Raw genomic sequence first — 19397 nt, 5'->3', positions numbered from 1 at the left:
TATTGGTGATCAGCCATTGTCTGATCGGAAGGACTGATATTGATCAGCCCTTCTAAATTGTGTGAGCTCGGCAAGGATGGAGAGCGCAATTTCTTCTGGCGTAATTGCATTTATGTCCAGACCCGCTGGTGCTTTGATCGTGTCGAGATTTTCCTGTGAGATGCCATTTGCTACCAGATTACTTTTTAGCTTCTCAGCCTTTTTTCGGCTTCCAACAAAGGCGACAAATTCTGCATTTAGTGACAATGCGCTTTCCAGCGATGCTTGATCGCCACGCCCTTGTGTTGAGATGATGACATAGCGTTTATTGTTGGTATTCGTGTCATAGCTCAGACCGTCAACGAATTTATCGCCGTAATGAAACTTGTCGTGCTCAATTGTGTCCGCGCAAATGGTCGTTGCAAATCCCATGGGTTTGGCAAGTGCAGCAAGTGCAATAGCTACCGGGCTTGCCCCGAAAATAACAAGTTCAGGGCGTGGTAAAATCGCCTCAACAAAGATGTCCATTGTTCCTTTGCTTGGGCACATATTGGTGGCAAATTTTACACCATCTTTCGTGATGCCAGATTCTATTTCCTGTTCTTTTAAAAGTTCTTCGGGTTGAATGGATACCAATCGGGTTGTTCCATCTGCGATGACTTCTTTTGCTGCTTTTAAAACTGCAGCGCGGGCGCATCCACCACCAATCCAACCTTCTGATATTGAGCCATCTGCCATGATAACGGCCTTGGCACCGGTTTTTGCCGAGGTTACGGAAATTGTCCTGACAACGGTCGCCAGCGCAAAAGCCTCGCCCGAAGATTTGAGCTTTGAAACTGTGTCATGAATGTCAACTACATCGATCATTATAGTCTACCTAAATGTGGTTCGAGCGCTGAAAGATCATTGAGCGTTGTTGCGGGTGCAAATAAATCCAGATGCGGCAATGCAGCTGCCATGCCGCTTGCAACAGGTTGATAATCTTTCCAGCCTTTGAGCGGATTGAGCCATATGAGCTTGCAACCTTTTTTCTTTAAACGGGCAAGCGCATTGGAAATAACATGAGGTGGATCGGTGTCGTAACCATCAGATAATATGATGACAACGGACCGGCTGGACACAGAATGTGCCGCATATTGTTTGTTGAACATTTCAATGTTTTTACCGATCTTTGTGCCACCGCCAAAACCTTGCGCCATCATTGAGAGCTGATTGATGGAGCGAAACGAATCCGGATCACGTAATGCATCGGAAATTTTCACCAGCTGGGTGTGAAATAAATATGCGTCCGTGCGTTGATCAGCACTCACCAGCCCTTTTAAGAAAGAGAGGAATATTCTTGAATAGACCGTCATGGATCCGGACACATCGAGGATTGCCACAAGGTGGACCGGGCGATCCGGCTTGTATCTTTTTGTAAGCTTAAACGGAACGCCACCAGTTGAGATGCTTTTACGGGCAATTTTGCGTAAGTCCAGCGCTGCACCTTTAAGGGCAGAACGTCTGCGCCTAGAACGTCGATCTCTAATTGCGCGGGCAAGTTTCTCAGCAACTAGTTTTGCTTTTTCCTGATCTTCAGGTTTCATAAATTCGCGTAAATCGGCTTTGTTTATGTTGTAGATCTCAGATGCAACAAGCCTACCTTCGCCCGATTGTGAAGCTTCTTCACCGTCGTTGCTCTCATCATCGGGCAGATCCTGTTTGCCCACACCAGAGGATGTCATCCCATCATCGTTTTGGCTTAGATTGGACCAATGGCTTTTGTTTGCCGGCTTATCAGTTGGGTCATGACGCTCGATTTTTCTCGTGTGGTTGAACCAGAATGCTTTAAACAAATCATCAAATTTTGCATATTGATCAGCATCACTTGCGCAAACTGATTTCAGCGCAAGCTTCACCTCATCGGGATTGGTCATGTTAATCTCAGATAGCGTTTCAAGCGCCAAATGCGTTTCAGCAACCCCAAGCCGTAAGCCCTGACTTCTAAGATGCTCCATGAAATCCACAATCCGTTCAGATACGGTTTCCGAGCGCGTTGGAAATTTGGTTGGCAAAGGCATCTAAGCTGCCTTTCCAACAAGTTTTTGCGCGATTTCAGTTGGGATAGATGCTTGATCAGCTTGTGTTTTTAAAAGGCACACAAGCGTTGCATGCAATGACATAGGATCATCGGATAAATCATTGAGCCCAAGTCCTGCAATAGTTGCAGCCCAATCCAACATCTCCGCGACACCGGGAACTTTTTCAAGTTCCTCTTCGCGAAGCGCTTGTACAAATCCAACGATTTGAGCAGCAAGATGCGCATTTAAGTGCGGATGATGCTTGTTTAAAATCGCTAGTTCTGCAGCTTTATCGGGGTATTCAACAAATGAATAAATGCAACGTCGGCGTAGCGCGTCAGATAAATCGCGTGCTCCATTTGCCGTGAGGATCACATGTGGTCTTGAGATCGCATTAATGGTTCCCAGTTCTGGAATTGAAACCTGAAAGTCAGATAGGATTTCCAACAGGTAAGCTTCAAATTCTTCGTCCGCGCGATCAACTTCATCAATGAGCAGAACCGGTGATTGCTCTTGTGAAATTGCATCTAGCAGCGGTCGGCGTAGGAGATATTTATCTGAAAAAATCTCCTCTTCATCTGGTTCAGAATTTTCTTTGGATGCGCTGATTGCTAGGAGTTGTCTTTGGTAGTTCCACTCATAAATTGCGGAGGATGCATCTAGACCTTCATAGCATTGTAAGCGGATCAGCTTTGTGTTTTTGATTTCAGAGAGTGTTTTTGCAACTTGGGTTTTGCCAACCCCGGCTGGCCCCTCAAGCAGTAATGGGCGCCCAAGTGATAATGAGATATGCAGCGCCATCGACAACTGGTCTGTTGCCACATAGCCGCTATTGCTCAGATCTGATTTTAAATCTGTCCAACTCATGTCAGTCCCGTCTTCATTGGTGTGCATTTTTTGGTGTGCATTTTTTATTGGGGCAATCAGCTTGATACTGGCCAATTGCCCCAATCAGTTTGCTCTAGTCGTGTAGACCAAGCTTGTTTGCCGTCTGCCAAATACGCCAGTGATCATGCGGCATATTTGTGTGCTTCAAACCAAATGCACGGAATGCATCTTGCACCGCATTTGAGAAACATGGCACGCCACCAACATGCGGGCTTTCACCCACGCCTTTAGCACCAATAGGGTGATGCGGGCTTGGCGTAACCGTATAATCGGTCTCGTAGTTTGGTGTTTCCCAAGCTGTTGGCAAGAAGAAGTCCATCAAAGAACCAGTTTTCACATTACCCATTTCGTCATAGGCAATTTCCTGACCAAGTGCGACGGCAAGTGCTTCTGTTAGTCCGCCATGAACCTGACCTTCAATGATCATTGGGTTAATGCGTGTTCCGCAATCATCCAATGCATAGAAGCGACGAATATCGGTTACACCTGTGTCCACATCGATATCCATGACGCACACATATGCCCCAAATGGATATGTCATGTTTGGTGGATCATAATAGCTTACAGCTTCAAGCCCTGGCTCAACGCCCGGGATCGCTTGGTTATAAGCTGCATATGCAACCTCTTTCATCGTTTTAAAGCGCTCAGGTGCGCCCTTAACAACAAAGCGGTCAACATCCCACTCTAAATCACCATCATGCACTTCAAGCAAGTAAGCTGCAATCATCTGAGCTTTCGCTCGGATTTTGCGACCTGCCATTGCCGTTGCTGCACCAGCTACGGGTGTTGAACGTGAACCATAGGTGCCCAAACCATAAGGGGCAGTATCAGTGTCGCCTTCTTCTAACGTGATGTCATCAGCTGAGATGCCAATTTCACTTGCTAGAATTTGCGCAAAAGTTGTTGCGTGTCCTTGACCTTGTGAAATGGTGCCAAGTCTTGCAATTGCAGAACCTGTTGGGTGAATTCTGATCTCACATGAATCAAACATACCCATGCCCAAAATATCACAGTTTTTAACCGGACCAGCACCGACGATTTCTGTAAAGAAGGACAGACCAACACCCATAAGCTTGCGTGTTTCACCGCGTTTAAATGCTTCAACACGTTCAGCTTGTTCAGCGCGAAGAGCTTTGTAATCAACAGCCTCCAACGCTTTATCCCACGCAGTGTGATAGTCACCTGAATCATATTCCCAGCCGAGCGCTGCTTGATACGGGAATTGTTCTTTCTTGATGAAATTCATGCGTCTTAGATCAGCTGCATCCATATCAAGCTCAATCGCAAGAACTTCGATCATGCGTTCGATGAGATAAACAGCTTCCGTTACGCGGAATGAACAACGATATGAAACCCCGCCCGGCGCTTTGTTGGTGTAGATACCATCAACGGCCAAATAAGCTGTTGGGATATCATAAGATCCTGTACAGATATTCATAAACCCTGCTGGGAATTTTGTCGGATCTGCGCAGGCGTCAAATGCACCATGGTCAGCAAGCACATGTACATCAAGTCCTGTGATCTTACCTTCTTTCGTGGCACTGATTTTACCACGCATCCAGTAATCACGGGCAAAGGCTGTTGAGGTTAAGTTTTCAATGCGATCCTCAATCCATTTAACGGGCTTTCCAGTCACAATTGAAGCAACGATTGAACATACATAGCCAGGATACACGCCCACTTTGTTACCAAAACCACCGCCGATATCAGGTGAGATCACGCGGATATTGCTTTCTGAAATACCAGAAAGAAGGGAGGCAACAGTTCGCACAACGTGCGGTGCTTGGAATGTTCCATGCACGGTTAGTTTACCATTGACCTTGTCCATGCTCGCAACACAACCGCATGTCTCCAGCGGGCACGGATGCGTTCTGTGGTAATACATGGTTTCTTCTGCAACAACTTCAGCGTCATCAATGACTTTGCTTGTTGTTTCTTTATCGCCAGCTTCCCAAGTGAAAATGTGGTTTGGGTGACGACGTGGACCATGAGCACCTTCTTTTTGATCTGCGATATCTTCACGCAGGATCGGTGCACCCTCAATTTCTGCTTTATATGGATCAACAAGCGGTGGAAGCTCTTCATATTCAACTTCGACCAGCTCAACCGCATCCGCTGCTGCATAACGATCATTTGCAACGACAAACGCAACTTCTTGACCTTGGAAAAGAACCTTCCCATCGGCTAACACCATCTGCTTATCGCCAGCAAGTGTTGGCATCCAGTGAAGGTTTAACGGTTCAAGATCAGCGGCGGTTAAAACAGCTACAACGCCAGGAACTGCCATCGCAGCATCGGTGTTGATACCTTTTACATAGGCGTGTGGATATGGTGAGCGCACGAAATCGCCAAACAACATACCGGGCAATTTAATGTCATCAACATAATTGCCTTTTCCTTGCGTAAAGCGCGCATCTTCTACGCGCTTACGTGAGCAACCCAATCCTTTAAGAGCTTCAGAGCGTTCTTCCTTTGGAGGTGTCATCTCATTCATTGTGCTGCCTCCTTCGTAGCGTTCATTTCATTTGCTGCTGCCAAAATTGATTTCACAATGTTTTGGTAGCCAGTGCAGCGACAGATATTGCCTGCCATGCCAAATCTAACTTCATCTTCTGTCGGATTTGGATTTTCCTGTAGCAAACGATGCGCACGTGTGATCATACCAGGGGTGCAAAAACCGCATTGTAGGCCGTGATGTTCTTTGAACATTTCCTGTAGGATATGCAGCCCATCTGGATCGCCCAGACCTTCGATGGTTGTGATGTCTTTACCATTGGCTTGTGCTGCAAACACGGTACAAGATTTCACTGATTTTCCATCCATATCAATTGTGCAAGCACCGCAATGAGATGTTTCGCAACCAATATGTGGGCCTGTGATATCCAGGCGCTCACGAAGAACGTGGATAAGCAGTTCACGAGGTTCAGCAAGTGTTTCCACTTCTTCGCCGTTTACCTTCATTTTAATATGCATTTTCGACATAATAATTTTTCCTCCCGCAGCTTACTAAGCCCGTTCAATCGCGCGCTCGATGGCACGACGAATGACGATTTTCGCTGCATGTTTCTTAAATTCGATTGGTCCACGATTATCTTCACCAGGATCGCTGGCATTCACTGCCGCGACAGTTGCTGCTTCAACAACATCTGCGCTTAGGTCTGAACCTGTTAGGATCGCAACCGCTTCCTCACAATAAATCGGGGTGTCGGCTAAGTTGGTAAGCGCAATAGATGCATGGGTGCATTTGCCGCCTTCTTTGGTGATAAGAACGCCAGCCGCCGCTGTGGCATAATCGCCAATTTTGCGCTTTTGCTTTTCATAGGCATAACCACCAACAGGAGAGTTAAACGTAATTGACGTTAGGATCTCTTCTTCTTCACGCGCGGTGAAGTATGCGGCTTCATAAAAGTCGCGCGCTTTAACTGTGCGTGTGCCGTTTGGCCCGACCAATATATAATCTGCGTCCAGACACTGCATTAATCCAGGCATATCATTTCCCGGATCACCATTTGCAACATTGCCGCCAATGGTGCCCATATATCTGACTTGCGGGTCGGCGATCTGAAGCGCTGCTTCGTTTATTATTGGTGCGACCTTTGCAAGTTCTTCATGGGTGATTAATTCATGTTGCGTGGTCATTGCGCCGATTGTTACAGATTGGCATTCCAAGATAATGCCTTTCAGTTCGCTAATTTCTTGCAAATCAACGAGGTGAGACAGATCTGCCATGCGCAACTTCATCATTGGGATCAAGCTGTGACCGCCTGCGATCACGCGCGCTTCATCGCCATGCTCTGAAATTATTTTTATCGCGCCATCGATCGTGTCGGGGCGATGATATTCAAATGCTGCGGGTATCATTAGTTCCTCCATCTAAGTGATGGCTGTAAACTAATAAGAGGCTTTATAAGATTGCATCCGCTGATTTTCCAACGGCGCTGTTGCCGCACGAAATGCGAAGATTCTTCACGAAATGCGATATTGGCTTGTTAGCCGAGGTCTAATTCTTTGCGAACTTCGTTGAGTTTTGAGCGGCTTACCGGAACTTTTTCAAAAGAGCTAAATTGTGAGAAAAGTAAATAACCGTTGTCTTTTGTGCGCTCAAAGCTGCTAATATGACGTGGGTTAACGAGGTAACTTCGATGGGTTTGTAAGAACCCTTCACCCGATAATCTCTTTTTCATTTCCGAGATGTTCCAAGGGCAAAAATGCTTTTCATCTGTAGAGTATAATACAGTATAATGACCTTCAGCACGGATTGCTGCGATCTGATCTACCTTTATGAAATGGGTCTGATTGTTTTTCTCATAAGGAATTTGAACCCAGTTTTTCTCAACTTGTGTGGTTGCGGCGGGTTCTGTGATTTGCTGGCTTTGATCAGGTTCTGTATTTTCATTTGCGTTTTCTTCGCCTAGATCAACTTTCATATCTGATGGCAGAAGACTAACACTCATGAGCAAAAACGCACCGCTGATGACAAAGCTTGCAACAGCAACACCGAGCGCTAAAACTTCATTACTCAGACGTAAATCAGGAATTGACGCATTGCTGATCTCTTTAAAATCGGTTCCTGCCATTGCTACAAAATGCACCATGAAAACCGCAATTCCGAACAGGATAGTGCCGCCAATAATGTTTCTGTTCTCGCGTTCTTTATAGGCGATAAAAATCATACTTGTGCTCAAGACAATCGACGTCGCGATGGCGATGATAATTCCAAGTCCGGAATAAATTGGAGAGACGAGCTGAATTCCGTACATGCCCAAATAATGCATAGCGAGAATTCCCGAACCCACAATTATTCCTGCAATGGTTTTGGACTGCGTTGTGCGCGGCATGAAGTGCATGATTAATAATGCAATGCCAACAACTAATATAGCCACCAGAGCGGATGCAAGCGTGATCAGCGCATCGTAGAAAAACGGAACGGGCAATTTCATCCCGAGCATCGCAACGAAATGCATTGACCAAATTCCAGTGCCCATAGTGATCGCTGCCATGATCACCGCACGCTTGCGCTCAACAAGATTGAGGCTCGACGCACCTTGCATAACACTAAGCCCAGTGAAGCCCGCCATCATTGCAACAATCAATGACGCCGAGATCAACAAATGGTTATGCGACATCTCTAGCACTTGCGACTTCTCTCCCAATTCCCCCGCATGTTTATATTGAGGGTGATGGCTTATGGTCAACGTTATTCTCGATGATTGTTTTGCGTAAGATGTAAGATTTCATACAACCTATTGATTTTATTTACACTGATCCGCTGCAAAAACGTGTGGTTGGATGAAGTTATTTTTCAGTTCTCGCTACGGCAATATGCTTTCAAATACCCTTGAATTTATGCGCTTTCGTAAAATTATTTACGCCAAAATCGAAAAAATGAGGTGATTATTTTCGCCCTTAGGTGCACTGCAAAAATGTAACAAAATCAAGCGATGAACGTGTTTCGCTTTGATGTGAATTTTTTGAAATTTGGCTTCTGCGCGTACTAAGCAACAAAAATGTTAACGATAACACTTGACACATGTTACCGATAACGTGATTATGTAGCCAATGATCGATCGTTTTAAATGATGATCATCTGGAGGAAATATTAGGCGGATCAAATTCATTGACCCTGGTCGCGATGGCGATTTTCAGGGAACAGTATTTTGTTGCCTTTTTGGAGGAATAATGACTGATAAAAAACCCATAATCTCGATGCGTGGCATCGTCAAAAGATTTGGTGGCGTTGTTGCACTCAACGATGTCGATATGGATGCATATGCCGGCGAAGTTTTAGCTATCGTTGGCGATAATGGCGCCGGTAAATCCACGCTCATCAAAGTTCTCACCGGGGTATATCAGCCCACTGAAGGTGCGATCACTTTGGATGATAAACCGCTTGAAATGAACTCACACGCTGACGCGATTGATGTGGGCATTGATGCTGTATACCAAACATTGGCTTTGGCCGATCACCTTGATCCTGCCGCCAACATGTTTCTTGGTAGCGAATTAACCAAAAAAGTTCTCGGAATCACGCTTTTAGACAACAAGAAAATGCGTTCTGAAACGGAACGCGTTCTTATGGAGCGCCTTGGTGTGCGCCTACGCTCGCTGGACGCACAAACAGATAGTCTGTCTGGTGGTCAGCGTCAGGCTGTTGCGATTGCGCGCGCTGTTTACAACACCAATCTTCGCGTTCTTGTCATGGATGAGCCAACGGCAGCTTTGGGACCACAGGAAACTGCGCGGACACTTAAATTGATCAAAGCGCTAAAGGAGCAAGGCCTTGCTGTGATCCTAATTAGCCATTCACTGGACGATGTATTTGAGGTGGCTGACCGCGTCCACGTTCAGCGTCGCGGCCAAAATGTTGGCGTTGTTAAAACAGCTGAGAGTTCTACTCAAGAAGTATTGGGCATGATCGTAGGCGCAAAGGAGGACGCAGCATGAGTATCCAAGCTGCAGATGCACATAAACAACCGTTCTCGGAACGGATAGAACCCTATATGGCAATCATCGCGCCGATGGCCATGATTTTTGCAATTTTTCTTTTCATGGCAGTCGCTTCGCCGGCCCGCTTTTTCCGGCCTGACAATTTAACACTGATCCTTCAGGATGCAGCGCTTTACATGCCAATGGCCATGGCAATGACCTATGTCATTACGCTGAGAGGGATTGATCTTTCGGTCGGCTCCGTTGCGGTGCTTTCGTCCATCATCATGGCGTTTCTGGTCAAGCAATATGGCTTCTCAATCTATGTCGGAATTCCAATCGCTTTGACGATTGGCGCGTTGCTCGGCCTCATCAACGGCCTCATCATCACACGTTTTAATGTACCTGATCTTATTGGAACGTTGGCGATGGACCTCGTTTACAAAGGTCTTGCGCTATTGTTGGCAAAGGGTCTTGTTCTTGCCCGCTTCCCGGAAGTGTTGACTGAACTTGGTCGCGGGCAGACGCCATTTCTCATCCCAACACCGGCTGTTATTGGCATGTTGGTTATGGCACTTGGTTATTTCGCATTAAAGCGTACTTATTTTGGTCGCTATACCGTGGCTATCGGTTCCAGCCCTGAATCGGCAGAACTGACCGGCATCGGTGTGAACCGTCATAAATTGTATGCATACGTGCTTTGCGGTGCCTGTGCTGCGCTTGCAGGCCTGATGCTAACGGGCAAGCAAAATGCGATCCAAGCAACAATGGCTCCGTTCTTTAACCTACACGTTATTGCAGCTGTTGTTGTTGGCGGCACATCCTTGTTCGGCGGACGTGCTTCGATGATCGGTTCATTCTCCGGTGTGTTGCTTCTCGCTATGATGTTGAACGCCTTGGTAACGCTGCGCATTGAGTTTTTCTGGCAGCCTGTTGCATCCGGCTTCGTGATCATCAGTTCGGTCGCACTTTACGCCTGGATTCAGAAGAAAGACAGGGATGGTGCCATGGGTCTCTTTGCGGGTTTGAAGTCCGCCGAGGGGAGGAAAACCACGCAACTCGTTGCCATCATTATCGGTCTGTTAATCGCACTCCTTGCCATTGGCGGTATCACCGCTGGTGAGGTCACGGCGAGCGGTTAAATCAGGCCCATTAAAAGAATTGGCCGTGGGATTCCTCGGTCAGTTTCAAACATTCTCATAACTAGGGAGGAAACCAATATGAGATTATTTACGACCACAGCATTAACAGCCATGATCGCCTTTACAGGCGCAGCAATGGCCGATGGCCACTCAAAGCTTCCACTTAAGGAGCTTCCAGGTATCGCAGATCGCGATCACTGGGTGCCAGGTGAAGTGAATGCCGACGGTGCATTGGAAGCAATGCAGGCAGTTGTTGGTGCAGAAGCTGTACCATTTTCAGGTACGCAAGATAAGCCGATCCAAATCGCACTGATCTACCCTTCTTCGGATACATCGGATTTTTGGGCTCGCAACTATCTCGCTATGACAAAGCGTCTGGATCAGCTGGGCATTAAATATGAGACAACTGAGTTTGCGTCACGTCAAATCGAGCATTCATTGCAGTCAACTTACACTAATCAGGTCGTTCTTGATAAAGACATTTATGACTATGTTGTGTTCGGTCCATCTGAATTGGCCGTTCAGGCGGACAACATATCCAAACTCGCGGGAGAAGACGCGCTAACGACTTATGTCTGGGCTTTCCATACGCCGCTCAAGGATCTGGAAAACCAACCGGATGCATGGTTTGATTTCTCATCTGCAGCTGGTGCGTTGACAATGTGTGACTACATGCTTGGGCGTCTTGGTGAAGGTGTTACGATGGCCATGAACCGCGGTATCCCAGGTATTACGGATAATCAACGTTCTGGCGATTTCAAAGCTTGCGTTGAAGAAAAAGGCAACTGGACAACTGTTTACGAACATTACGGTGAGTACCAGCGTGAAGGTGGATTTGCCGGCACATCTTTGATCCTGCAATCTTACCCTGAAGCCACAGTGATCCACAATGCGAACACAGCAATGGCTATGGGTTCTGTAGAAGCACAAGTCTCTGTTGGTAAAGAGAAAGAAGTCTTCTCTACCGGATGGGGTGGTACTGGCCTTGAGCTGGATGCGATCCGTCGTGGTGAGCTAGATGCAACGCCAATGCGTATGGGTGATGATGTTGGTGCTGCGACAGCGGAAGCCATCAAAGCCGATATGGAAGAGCGTGCAGGTGAGTTGCCGTTTGTGTTCTTGGGTCGCATTACAGTTGCTCATGATCAGATGAGTGCTGAGGAAATTGATAGTCTTGAAAAAGAAGCATTCCGCTTCTCAGGTGTTGGCGCGCTCAAGCGGTAGTCACCTCTTTTAGATAGAGGCGTCTTTTTTTCATCAATTCCCCCGCCTCTCCCAAAGGCCACGCTTAGCCCGATGCGTGGCCTTATTTTTTACCCTTACTTCTCTTAGAATAAATTCATCTATTCACGACAAGTTTCATGTCTCCATTCGGTTTCGTGGAGATGGTAGCGTACGTGGCGAGGACTTTTTATTGATGACGTCAGCAATTGATGTGTGTTGTCAGAGGTGAGTTAGTTAGAGCTGCATGTAAGCATTCGAAGTTTTGCTCTTCTTAAACAAGTGCATTACACGCTCTTCAAGTAGATATGTGAACCACGTTGCTGAAACCTGTTGCTGGATTCTGGTGGACAAAAAAAGGGCGGTTCATAAAACCGCCCTTAGGTTGATTGGAGTATGGGATTTGTGAAATCTTACTTGCCCCAGATTGTTGCATAAGCTTCACGATAAGGAGATTGCGGATCAAACTGATTGCTATCACCCATCGCTTTAAGACCTTCTTCGGTCACAAGTGCTGGTGATGTAATATAGCCTGAACATGCTTCGCCTTGAACAGCACGGTTAAGCTCATCTACCAGCTGCCAGCCTTGCAAGTTAAGTGGCTCAGCTACAGTAATTGCCTGATATTGAGCCGTACGGATGCGCTGGAAAGCAGCCTCGGATCCATCACCAGCGGAACCTGCTTTTGGTGCACCATCGCCTGAAATTCCGGCAGCTGCCAATGCAGGGCCCATAAAGTCGAAATACAAATCATTGATCGCAAGCGCGTGTGTCCATTTCGCGCCATACTTTTGTAGAAGCGATGTTGTTAAAGGACCCATACGTGCAGATGTATCGGCGATTGGTGTGTCAACATATTCCAACACAGTGCCACCCATTTTTTCGATGGTTTCCTGAATTCGGTCAGCTTTATCAATCGCGATTTGATATGTTGAATCTGTGAAGATAACAACGCCTGGTTTGCCTTCGCCATCGGCGATGGCCCATTCAGCTGCAGTTTCTGAAACAGTCATCGCATCGGTTGACACATTGGCAAAAATTCCACCTGGTGCATCACACCCAATTTTTGGACCTGAGTGCCAAGAGACCATTGGAATATTAGCTGCAGCAACAGTTTCTAACGCTGCTTGTTGTTCAACCGCATCAAAGCCATTAATCACAATTCCATCCGGCTTAAGTGCCATGGCTTGACCAAATGCAGCTGTGCGACCAGAAATAGATCCCGCGCCATCAAGCACACGAACGGTCCAACCGATTTTCTCAGCAGCTTCTGCAACACCGTTTGTGACGCCCAAGATACCACCGTTTTTAAGATCGCCGGCAAGCACCACAATTGTTTTATCTGCTGCGGCCTTCGGTCCTGTTGTTGGTCCATCCCATTTGTCCATGGCATAAGCTGCAGAGAAGCTTGTGCCTGCCATAAGAGTGCCTGCAAGCAGGACTTTCATAAATGTTCGTTTCAGCATTATTTCCTCCATAGTTGCTGATGAATTTCGTTATTTTTTGACTGCGCCTTTGCGTCTTTGCGCATAGCCAGCAATTCCGATGGCAACCAACAAGGTCGCACCGTTAAACATCGGTTCAACCCAGAATGAACCGCCAAATTGCTGAATTCCTGAAATGCCGACCGCAAGAATGGAGACGCCAATAATTGTGCCCCAGACATTCACGCGGCCTGGCTTAATGGTCGTTGATCCTAAGAAGGCACCAACGAGTGCTGGCAATAGATACTCAAGGCCAACGCTCGCCTGACCAATTCTTAGTTTTGATGCAAGAATGACACCCGCAAGTGCTGTCATGACGCCAGAAGAAATAAACGCGCCAACAACAAATTTGCGTGTTGGAATGCCGTTAAGCTCCGCAGCTTTTTGATTGGCACCAATCGCATACAAGTATCGCCCAATTGGGGTGTATTCGAGGATCAGCCAAAGCAATACTGTGATCGCGAATACATAATAAGCTGTGATCGGTAAACCGAATACGAAAGTGCTGCTTAGCGCGTAAAATCCGTCAGGTAGCGCACCGACCACTTGGCGACCACCTGTGTGCCAAAGTGCAAGTGCGTACAAAACAGTACCGGTGCCAAGCGTTGCAATAAAGGAGTCGATTTTTGCAACTTCCACCAGAATGCCGTTTAGAAAACCGACGAATGCGCCAAGCAGCAAAACGATGATGACTGTTATTGGCCATGGAAAGCCATAAAGTGTTTGCAGTGATATTGCTAAGATATGCCAAATCACAATGCCGTAACCCACGGTTAGATCAATGCGGCCCGCTGCCATGGGGATCATTGCAGCTAAACTTAAAATAGCGATGATCGCTTTATCAGATAAAATTGCCCGCAAGTTCAACATTGTGGGGAACGTATCCGGGAGCATGATTGAAAATAGAACGATGAGAAATATCGTTAGTATAAGAAGCCCGTAAACCGGAATAAAACGGACGAGCTTTTCGCCGAAGCTCAAATCTTTTAACTCAGCTTTGGTTGGCTCGAGAGCGCTGGATTCAATGGACTGCATTTTTTAACTCCTGCCCGCTTCTACGGCGGGTGAATTTTGATTGGCTTCCCCAGCGGAAGCAGCTTGGATCAGTGTTTCTGTAGAGAGGCTAACGCCAGACAATTCATCAACGATTTGTCCGCGACTAAATACAATGGCGCGGTGGCAGATCGCAGCAACCTCTTCAAAGTCGGTCGACACAACAATCACACCCATGCCTGTTGCGAGGGCTTCAAACAAAAGGGCATAAATTTCGGCTTTTGCACCTACGTCAACGCCTGCGGTCGGATCCTCGGCAATGAGCAACTTACGGCCTGTAGCGAGCCAACGCCCAACGACGACTTTTTGCTGGTTTCCACCTGATAATGCTTCAATTGCAAGCGTAGGGTCATTGGGACTGAGCCCTAGTTCTCTGCCAAGCTCATAGGAGTTTTTATCTTCTTGTCGTGGTGACATAAATGAAAATAAATTTCGCCCAATGGCTTCTGGGTTTATATAGGAGTTCTCGCGAATGGTTAAACTTGGCGCAATGGATTCCACAACGCGATCTCTTGCGACCAAACCGACCCCTGATTTCATCGCAGCGCGTGGGCTGGATAAATCTGGTGTTTGACCATTGAGTAAAATTGAGCCGGTAAAAGGACTGGACCCATAAAAGCTGCGGCCAATTTCTTCATGACCTGCACCGCGTAACCCAACTAGTCCGACAACTTCACCTTGGTTGATTTTCAAATCAAGCGGGCCGGCAATGCCTGACCTTAGATCTTTTGTTTGAATGACAGGTGCACCAAGATCAACGTCTGGCCTATCAATTTCACGGGTCTTCTTGCCAACGATTAAGTTCACTAGCTCCGGCGGGTTGGTGTGGGCAATGTCTCGCATTCCCACCATCATGCCATCGCGCAGAACGGCAACGCGGTCCGCAATTTTGAAAACTTCATCTAAGCGGTGTGAGACATAGATCATTCCGACACCTGCCTCCTTTAGCGGACGAAGCGCATTGAACAATCGTTCCACTTCGTCCGCAGGGAGGCTGGCCGTTGGTTCGTCCAACACAAGAAAATCACACTCAACGGCCAGTGCGCGTGCAATGGCAACAAGTGATTTTTCTGTACGGCTTAAATCGGAGATTCGCGTTGTCGGATCAAAATCGCAATCAACTTTTTTAAGTGCGATTTTTGCGTTTTCTTCCGCAGACTTCCAGTCGATGAACCCCATCTTTTTTGCGTATCCTTGGGACAGCGCCATATTTTCCGCAATGGTCATCCATTCGACAAGACCCAAGTCCTGGTGAATGAATGCCACAGCCTGTCGCTCATCCAATCGCGAGGGAGAGTGTGTGTAATGTATGCCATCGATCGAGACTTGGCCTTGATCAGGTTGGTGAATGCCACCAAGAACTTTAATTAGAGTAGATTTACCAGCCCCATTTTCACCTAAAAGCGCAACAATTTCACCGCGCGCGACGTGCAGTGATACTCCGCGCAGTGCGAGCGTTCCTCCAAATGACTTGACAATGTCATCGAAAAACAAGCCATCCTGTGTGGACTTCGGCATAAAACTTCCTCCCTTTCACCGATAAAATGACTCGAAATTGTTAGGTTACCGGTAACGTATCTCTATAATGTCTTGCATATGTTTAGAAAGTCAAGCAAAATGTTATCGATCACTTAAATTTGTAGACAGAAGCGGTAATGGCGAAAAAATCGAGTAAAAAAGGTGGTGCGACTCTGAGCGAAGTCGCGCAGGCAGCAGGTGTATCAAAGATGACTGCATCGCGGGTGTTGCGAAATGCCAGCGGTTTTACCGAAGAAACAAAAGCGAAGGTCATGTTGCAAGTGGAACGGCTGGGCTATGTGCCGAACCGCATTGCCGCAGCCTTTGGTTCATTTGATACATCGACTTTAATTGGTGTTTCGGTTCCTAGTTTAACAAGCGGATTGTATGGGCCTGTTCTGGACTCAATTGACCGAACTTTTTTAAAATATGGCTATCAGACGATGATTGGTGCACATGAGCGTTCACCAGAAACCGAAGAAGAATGGCTGCGTGCTATTCTCGCATGGAGACCTGCCGGTGTGATTTTAAGCGGGCGCAAACATACGCCTGCCACCATCGAGATTTTAAAAGCGCAAGCAATCCCAATTGTTGAAATGTGGAACCTCAACACCAGCCCTTTGGATATATCTGTTGGGTTTAATCATTATGATTGTGGTTATGAGATGGGTCGGTTTATGCTCTCCAAAGGCTATCGCAAGATCGCTTATATCGGTGCAAACCGGAATGAAGGCAGCACCAACCTTATCCGGCTCGATGGATTTGAAGCCGCGCTGAATGACAGCTCACTGCAATTGGTGTCAAAAGAAATACTGGTGGATCATGCGGGATTTTACCCTGGCTATTACGGTACTGAAAATGTGCTGAATAGAACCAGCGACATAGACGCAATTTATTATCAAGATGACACCATGGCGGTTGGCGGCATGTTCTATTGCCAAAAGCATGGCATTGAGATCCCAAGTGATATTGCGATTGCCGGTTGGGGCGGTATGGAGGTCACATCTGTTTTACCGCGTAAACTGACCACAACAACGGTTGCGACCGAGACGCTTGGTAAATCCGCAGCTGAGGCACTTGTGGCACGCATCCGCAACGAACCTACCAAGGATGTCAATGTTGTTGAAACACGCTTGATCCCCGGTGAGACTGTTTAGGTGTGAGACTGTATAATATTGAAGTCTGCTAGGGTTTTTGAATGCCGCTGCGATTGAGTTTGATCGCGTAAAGACTTGTTGTTGCGGTGATAAACAATTGATGTTTTGCGCGACCACCAAAACAGATATTAGAAACTGTTTCTGGGACCAATATTTTGCCCAGGAATTTACCTTCGGGGCTAATGCAGTGAACGCCGTCACCAGCTGATGTCCAGATATTGCCGTCTTCATCTAAGCGGAAACCATCCGCACAGCCTGCAGAAACCGTGTGAAAGTCTTTGCCGCCTGAAACTGCTTGATCATCTACATCATAAGATCGGATAAGGCGATTGGCATTCTCATCAAAAATCTTACCGGTATCAGCGACATAAAGTGTTTTCTCATCTTTTGAGAATGCCAAACCATTGGGACAATCAAGGTCAGTGACAACTGCATTTATCGCAGCTGTTTCTGGATCTACTCGATAGACCTGACAGGGAAGTTCTTGCTCGGATTTATGGCCTTCATAATTGGTCATAATGCCGTAATGGGGATCTGAGAACCAAATTGAACCATCAGATTTCACCACAACATCATTGGGAGAATTAAGGCGTTTACCTTCATAACTATCTGCGATCACTGTGATCGTGCCATCATGCTCTGTGCGGGTAACCCGGCGTGTGCCGTGTTCGCAGGAGACGAGACGACCTTGCAAATCGCGTGTGTGACCATTGGTGAAATTAGCCGGCTCACGATAAATGCTGATACCAGTATCCGGGCTCCAGCGCATGATGCGATTGTTCGGGATATCTGAGAACAGCAAACAATTTGCGTCACCAAACCAAACTGGACCTTCCACCCAATCAAACCCTGTGGCGAGCTGTTTTAATGGTGCATTTCCCAATACATAAGTGGAAAAGACAGGATCTGCTGCTTCAAAGAAAGACATCTATTTATCTCCGCATGTTTTTTTGATATCGATAACATATATTTCGTAAACAGCAAGTGGAATTCCCACATGAATTTTCAAACAAGCCTTTTATTAACGCACGCAGCAAGCTTATCGATGTTACAAGCTGCAGTAAACAAAGCGGAAGAAATTAACCAACCGCAATGTATTGTCATTGTCGATGCAAGTGGTGAACTTCTCGCTGAAATTCGCATGACTGGTGCCAAATTTTTGAGCCGCAAGAGCGCTATGTCGAAAGCCTTAACGGCGGCCTCTATCCGTGCACCGAGCTCAAATATTCCTGAAGCTGTCCGCCCAGCGATCGGCGCAGCCACCGGGGGGAATGTGACAGGCCTGGGTGGTGGCCTGCCGATTATTAAGGATGGTATTTGTGTTGGAGGTATTGGCATCGGCTCTGGTTCACCTGAACAAGATATAGCCGTTGCAATGGCAGCGTTGGAAGCTGTGGGCGCGGATGTCGAATTTTAAATTTGACTGAGCCTTAGGAGAATTCGATTTGCGCCTTCATGGCTTGTTTGCGGTCGCCTGCAATCTCAAAGCCGGAGATCGCATCATCCAATTTCACCGTGTGTGAAATAAGTGGTTTGACGTTGATCTGACCTTGCTGCATGAGTTTGACAGACATGGCAAATTCTTCATGGAAGCGGAATGAACCACGTAAATCCAATTCTTTGGCTGTAAGCGCCTGCATAGGGATGGACATGTCACCACCTAAACCGAGCTGCATGACAATGCCGCGTGGGCGCATAACCGATATGCCTGCTGCAAGTGCAGGTGCTGCGCCTGAACATTCAAAGAGCACATCGAAATAGCCTTTGCCTTCCTTATAAACATCAAGCTCACTCGCTTGCGTCATCATGTTAATAGTTTTATTCGCACCAACTTTAGTCGCAAATGACAGTGCCTGATCTTCAAGATCTGTCACAACAATTTCTGCAGCTCCGGCAGCACGCGCTGCCAATACGCTTAATGTGCCAATTGGACCCGAGCCAGTGATCAGAACTTTTTTACCCAGCATATCACCAGCGCGGCGAGTTGCATGTAAGCAGACTGACAAAGGCTCGGCCATCGCCGCTTCACCCGATGTTAGTCCGTCGGCTTTAACGCATTGAGATGCATCGGCAACGATCATCTCGCGGAACGCACCTTGAATATGCGGGAAAGGCATGGCTGAGCCATAAAACCTCATATTTTCGCAATGGTTTTGTTTACCTTCCAAACAATATTGGCACTTGTTGCACGGACGGGAGGGTGAAAGCGCGATGAGATCACCTACAGAAAGATCGGTTACTTCCGGGCCCACCTCTTCGATGTAGCCAGACACTTCATGACCCAAAATCATTGGCTCTTTGACTTTAATGGTGCCAAAGCCACCGTGATTATAATAGTGCAAATCCGAGCCGCAGATACCGCCGGTCGCGATGCGCACGAGGACTTCTCCAGCTTTGGGTGCCTTCACATCTGTCTCTTCAATGCGAAGGTCTTTGGCTTTGTGAATAACGATTGAACGCATAATAAAT

General features: G+C 47.0%; 17 protein-coding genes. 5 read left to right on the top strand and 12 right to left on the bottom strand.

Features of this window, described 5'->3' with window-relative positions; genetic code table 11:
• Positions 1 to 9 precede the first annotated feature (9 nt).
• The 7 genes from ACZ1GZ_RS02430 to ACZ1GZ_RS02400 form a co-directional block, all read right to left on the bottom strand.
• Positions 10 to 846 carry an XdhC family protein gene (locus ACZ1GZ_RS02430; RefSeq protein WP_472666834.1) on the bottom strand — a complete coding sequence of 279 codons (837 nt, stop codon included), beginning with the start codon at positions 844 to 846 and terminating at the stop codon, positions 10 to 12.
• Positions 846 to 2039 (bottom strand): vWA domain-containing protein, encoded by a 1194-nt coding sequence (locus tag ACZ1GZ_RS02425; protein WP_472666833.1) that lies wholly within the window; start codon positions 2037 to 2039, stop codon positions 846 to 848. The genes ACZ1GZ_RS02430 and ACZ1GZ_RS02425 overlap by 1 nt, the downstream gene beginning before the upstream one ends.
• Positions 2040 to 2906, bottom strand: coding sequence for an AAA family ATPase (locus tag ACZ1GZ_RS02420; RefSeq protein WP_472666832.1), 867 nt, complete (start codon positions 2904 to 2906; stop codon positions 2040 to 2042).
• A 94-nt stretch (positions 2907 to 3000) separates the two neighbouring features.
• A complete protein-coding gene (locus ACZ1GZ_RS02415) occupies positions 3001 to 5421 on the bottom strand; it encodes an aerobic carbon-monoxide dehydrogenase large subunit (RefSeq protein WP_472666831.1) in 2421 nt (806 codons plus the stop codon).
• A complete protein-coding gene (locus tag ACZ1GZ_RS02410) occupies positions 5418 to 5909 on the bottom strand; it encodes a (2Fe-2S)-binding protein (RefSeq protein ID WP_472666830.1) in 492 nt (163 codons plus the stop codon). Before ACZ1GZ_RS02410 ends, ACZ1GZ_RS02415 begins: the two co-directional genes overlap by 4 nt.
• A gap of 24 nt (positions 5910 to 5933) precedes the next feature.
• Entirely contained in the window at positions 5934 to 6788 is an 855-nt protein-coding gene (locus ACZ1GZ_RS02405) for an FAD binding domain-containing protein (protein WP_472666829.1), read from the bottom strand.
• A gap of 128 nt (positions 6789 to 6916) precedes the next feature.
• Positions 6917 to 8053 (bottom strand): MHYT domain-containing protein, encoded by a 1137-nt coding sequence (locus ACZ1GZ_RS02400; RefSeq protein WP_472666828.1) that lies wholly within the window; start codon positions 8051 to 8053, stop codon positions 6917 to 6919.
• 553 nt (positions 8054 to 8606) lie between these two features.
• Between ACZ1GZ_RS02400 and ACZ1GZ_RS02395 the strand changes: the two genes are divergently transcribed.
• The 3 genes from ACZ1GZ_RS02395 (at position 8607) to ACZ1GZ_RS02385 (ending at position 11719) form a co-directional block, all read left to right on the top strand.
• Positions 8607 to 9371, top strand: coding sequence for an ATP-binding cassette domain-containing protein (locus tag ACZ1GZ_RS02395; protein ID WP_472666827.1), 765 nt, complete (start codon positions 8607 to 8609; stop codon positions 9369 to 9371).
• Positions 9368 to 10495: an ABC transporter permease gene (locus tag ACZ1GZ_RS02390; protein WP_472666826.1), complete on the top strand. Its 1128-nt coding sequence runs from the start codon at positions 9368 to 9370 to the stop codon at positions 10493 to 10495. Before ACZ1GZ_RS02395 ends, ACZ1GZ_RS02390 begins: the two co-directional genes overlap by 4 nt.
• Before the next feature lie 78 nt (positions 10496 to 10573).
• A complete protein-coding gene (locus tag ACZ1GZ_RS02385) occupies positions 10574 to 11719 on the top strand; it encodes a substrate-binding domain-containing protein (protein WP_472666825.1) in 1146 nt (381 codons plus the stop codon).
• Positions 11720 to 12129: 410 nt separating this feature from the next.
• Here the strand turns inward: ACZ1GZ_RS02385 and ACZ1GZ_RS02380 are convergent, their stop codons facing one another.
• Genes ACZ1GZ_RS02380 through ACZ1GZ_RS02370 form a run of 3 tightly spaced genes read right to left on the bottom strand, consistent with a single transcriptional unit; the run spans position 12130 to position 15771 of the window.
• Positions 12130 to 13182, bottom strand: coding sequence for a substrate-binding domain-containing protein (locus ACZ1GZ_RS02380; RefSeq protein ID WP_472666824.1), 1053 nt, complete (start codon positions 13180 to 13182; stop codon positions 12130 to 12132).
• A gap of 30 nt (positions 13183 to 13212) precedes the next feature.
• Complete coding sequence (locus tag ACZ1GZ_RS02375; protein ID WP_472666823.1) at positions 13213 to 14235, bottom strand: ABC transporter permease; 1023 nt, start codon at positions 14233 to 14235, stop codon at positions 13213 to 13215.
• A gap of 3 nt (positions 14236 to 14238) precedes the next feature.
• Complete coding sequence (locus tag ACZ1GZ_RS02370; RefSeq protein ID WP_472666822.1) at positions 14239 to 15771, bottom strand: sugar ABC transporter ATP-binding protein; 1533 nt, start codon at positions 15769 to 15771, stop codon at positions 14239 to 14241.
• A 137-nt stretch (positions 15772 to 15908) separates the two neighbouring features.
• Between ACZ1GZ_RS02370 and ACZ1GZ_RS02365 the strand changes: the two genes are divergently transcribed.
• Entirely contained in the window at positions 15909 to 16928 is a 1020-nt protein-coding gene (locus ACZ1GZ_RS02365) for a LacI family DNA-binding transcriptional regulator (protein WP_472666821.1), read from the top strand.
• Between the two features lie 28 nt (positions 16929 to 16956).
• Here the strand turns inward: ACZ1GZ_RS02365 and ACZ1GZ_RS02360 are convergent, their stop codons facing one another.
• Entirely contained in the window at positions 16957 to 17856 is a 900-nt protein-coding gene (locus ACZ1GZ_RS02360; RefSeq protein ID WP_472666820.1) for an SMP-30/gluconolactonase/LRE family protein, read from the bottom strand.
• Between the two features lie 69 nt (positions 17857 to 17925).
• Here ACZ1GZ_RS02360 and ACZ1GZ_RS02355 point away from each other — a divergent pair, with 69 nt between their 5' ends.
• Complete coding sequence (locus ACZ1GZ_RS02355) at positions 17926 to 18345, top strand: GlcG/HbpS family heme-binding protein (RefSeq protein ID WP_472666819.1); 420 nt, start codon at positions 17926 to 17928, stop codon at positions 18343 to 18345.
• A gap of 13 nt (positions 18346 to 18358) precedes the next feature.
• On the opposite strand, the gene ACZ1GZ_RS02350 is transcribed toward ACZ1GZ_RS02355, so the two are convergent.
• Complete coding sequence (locus ACZ1GZ_RS02350) at positions 18359 to 19390, bottom strand: L-idonate 5-dehydrogenase (RefSeq protein ID WP_472666818.1); 1032 nt, start codon at positions 19388 to 19390, stop codon at positions 18359 to 18361.
• Positions 19391 to 19397: the final 7 nt, after the last annotated feature.

This window comes from Lentilitoribacter sp. JB5-8 (assembly GCF_055693385.1).
This window is presented reverse-complemented; position numbering and strand designations above follow the sequence as displayed.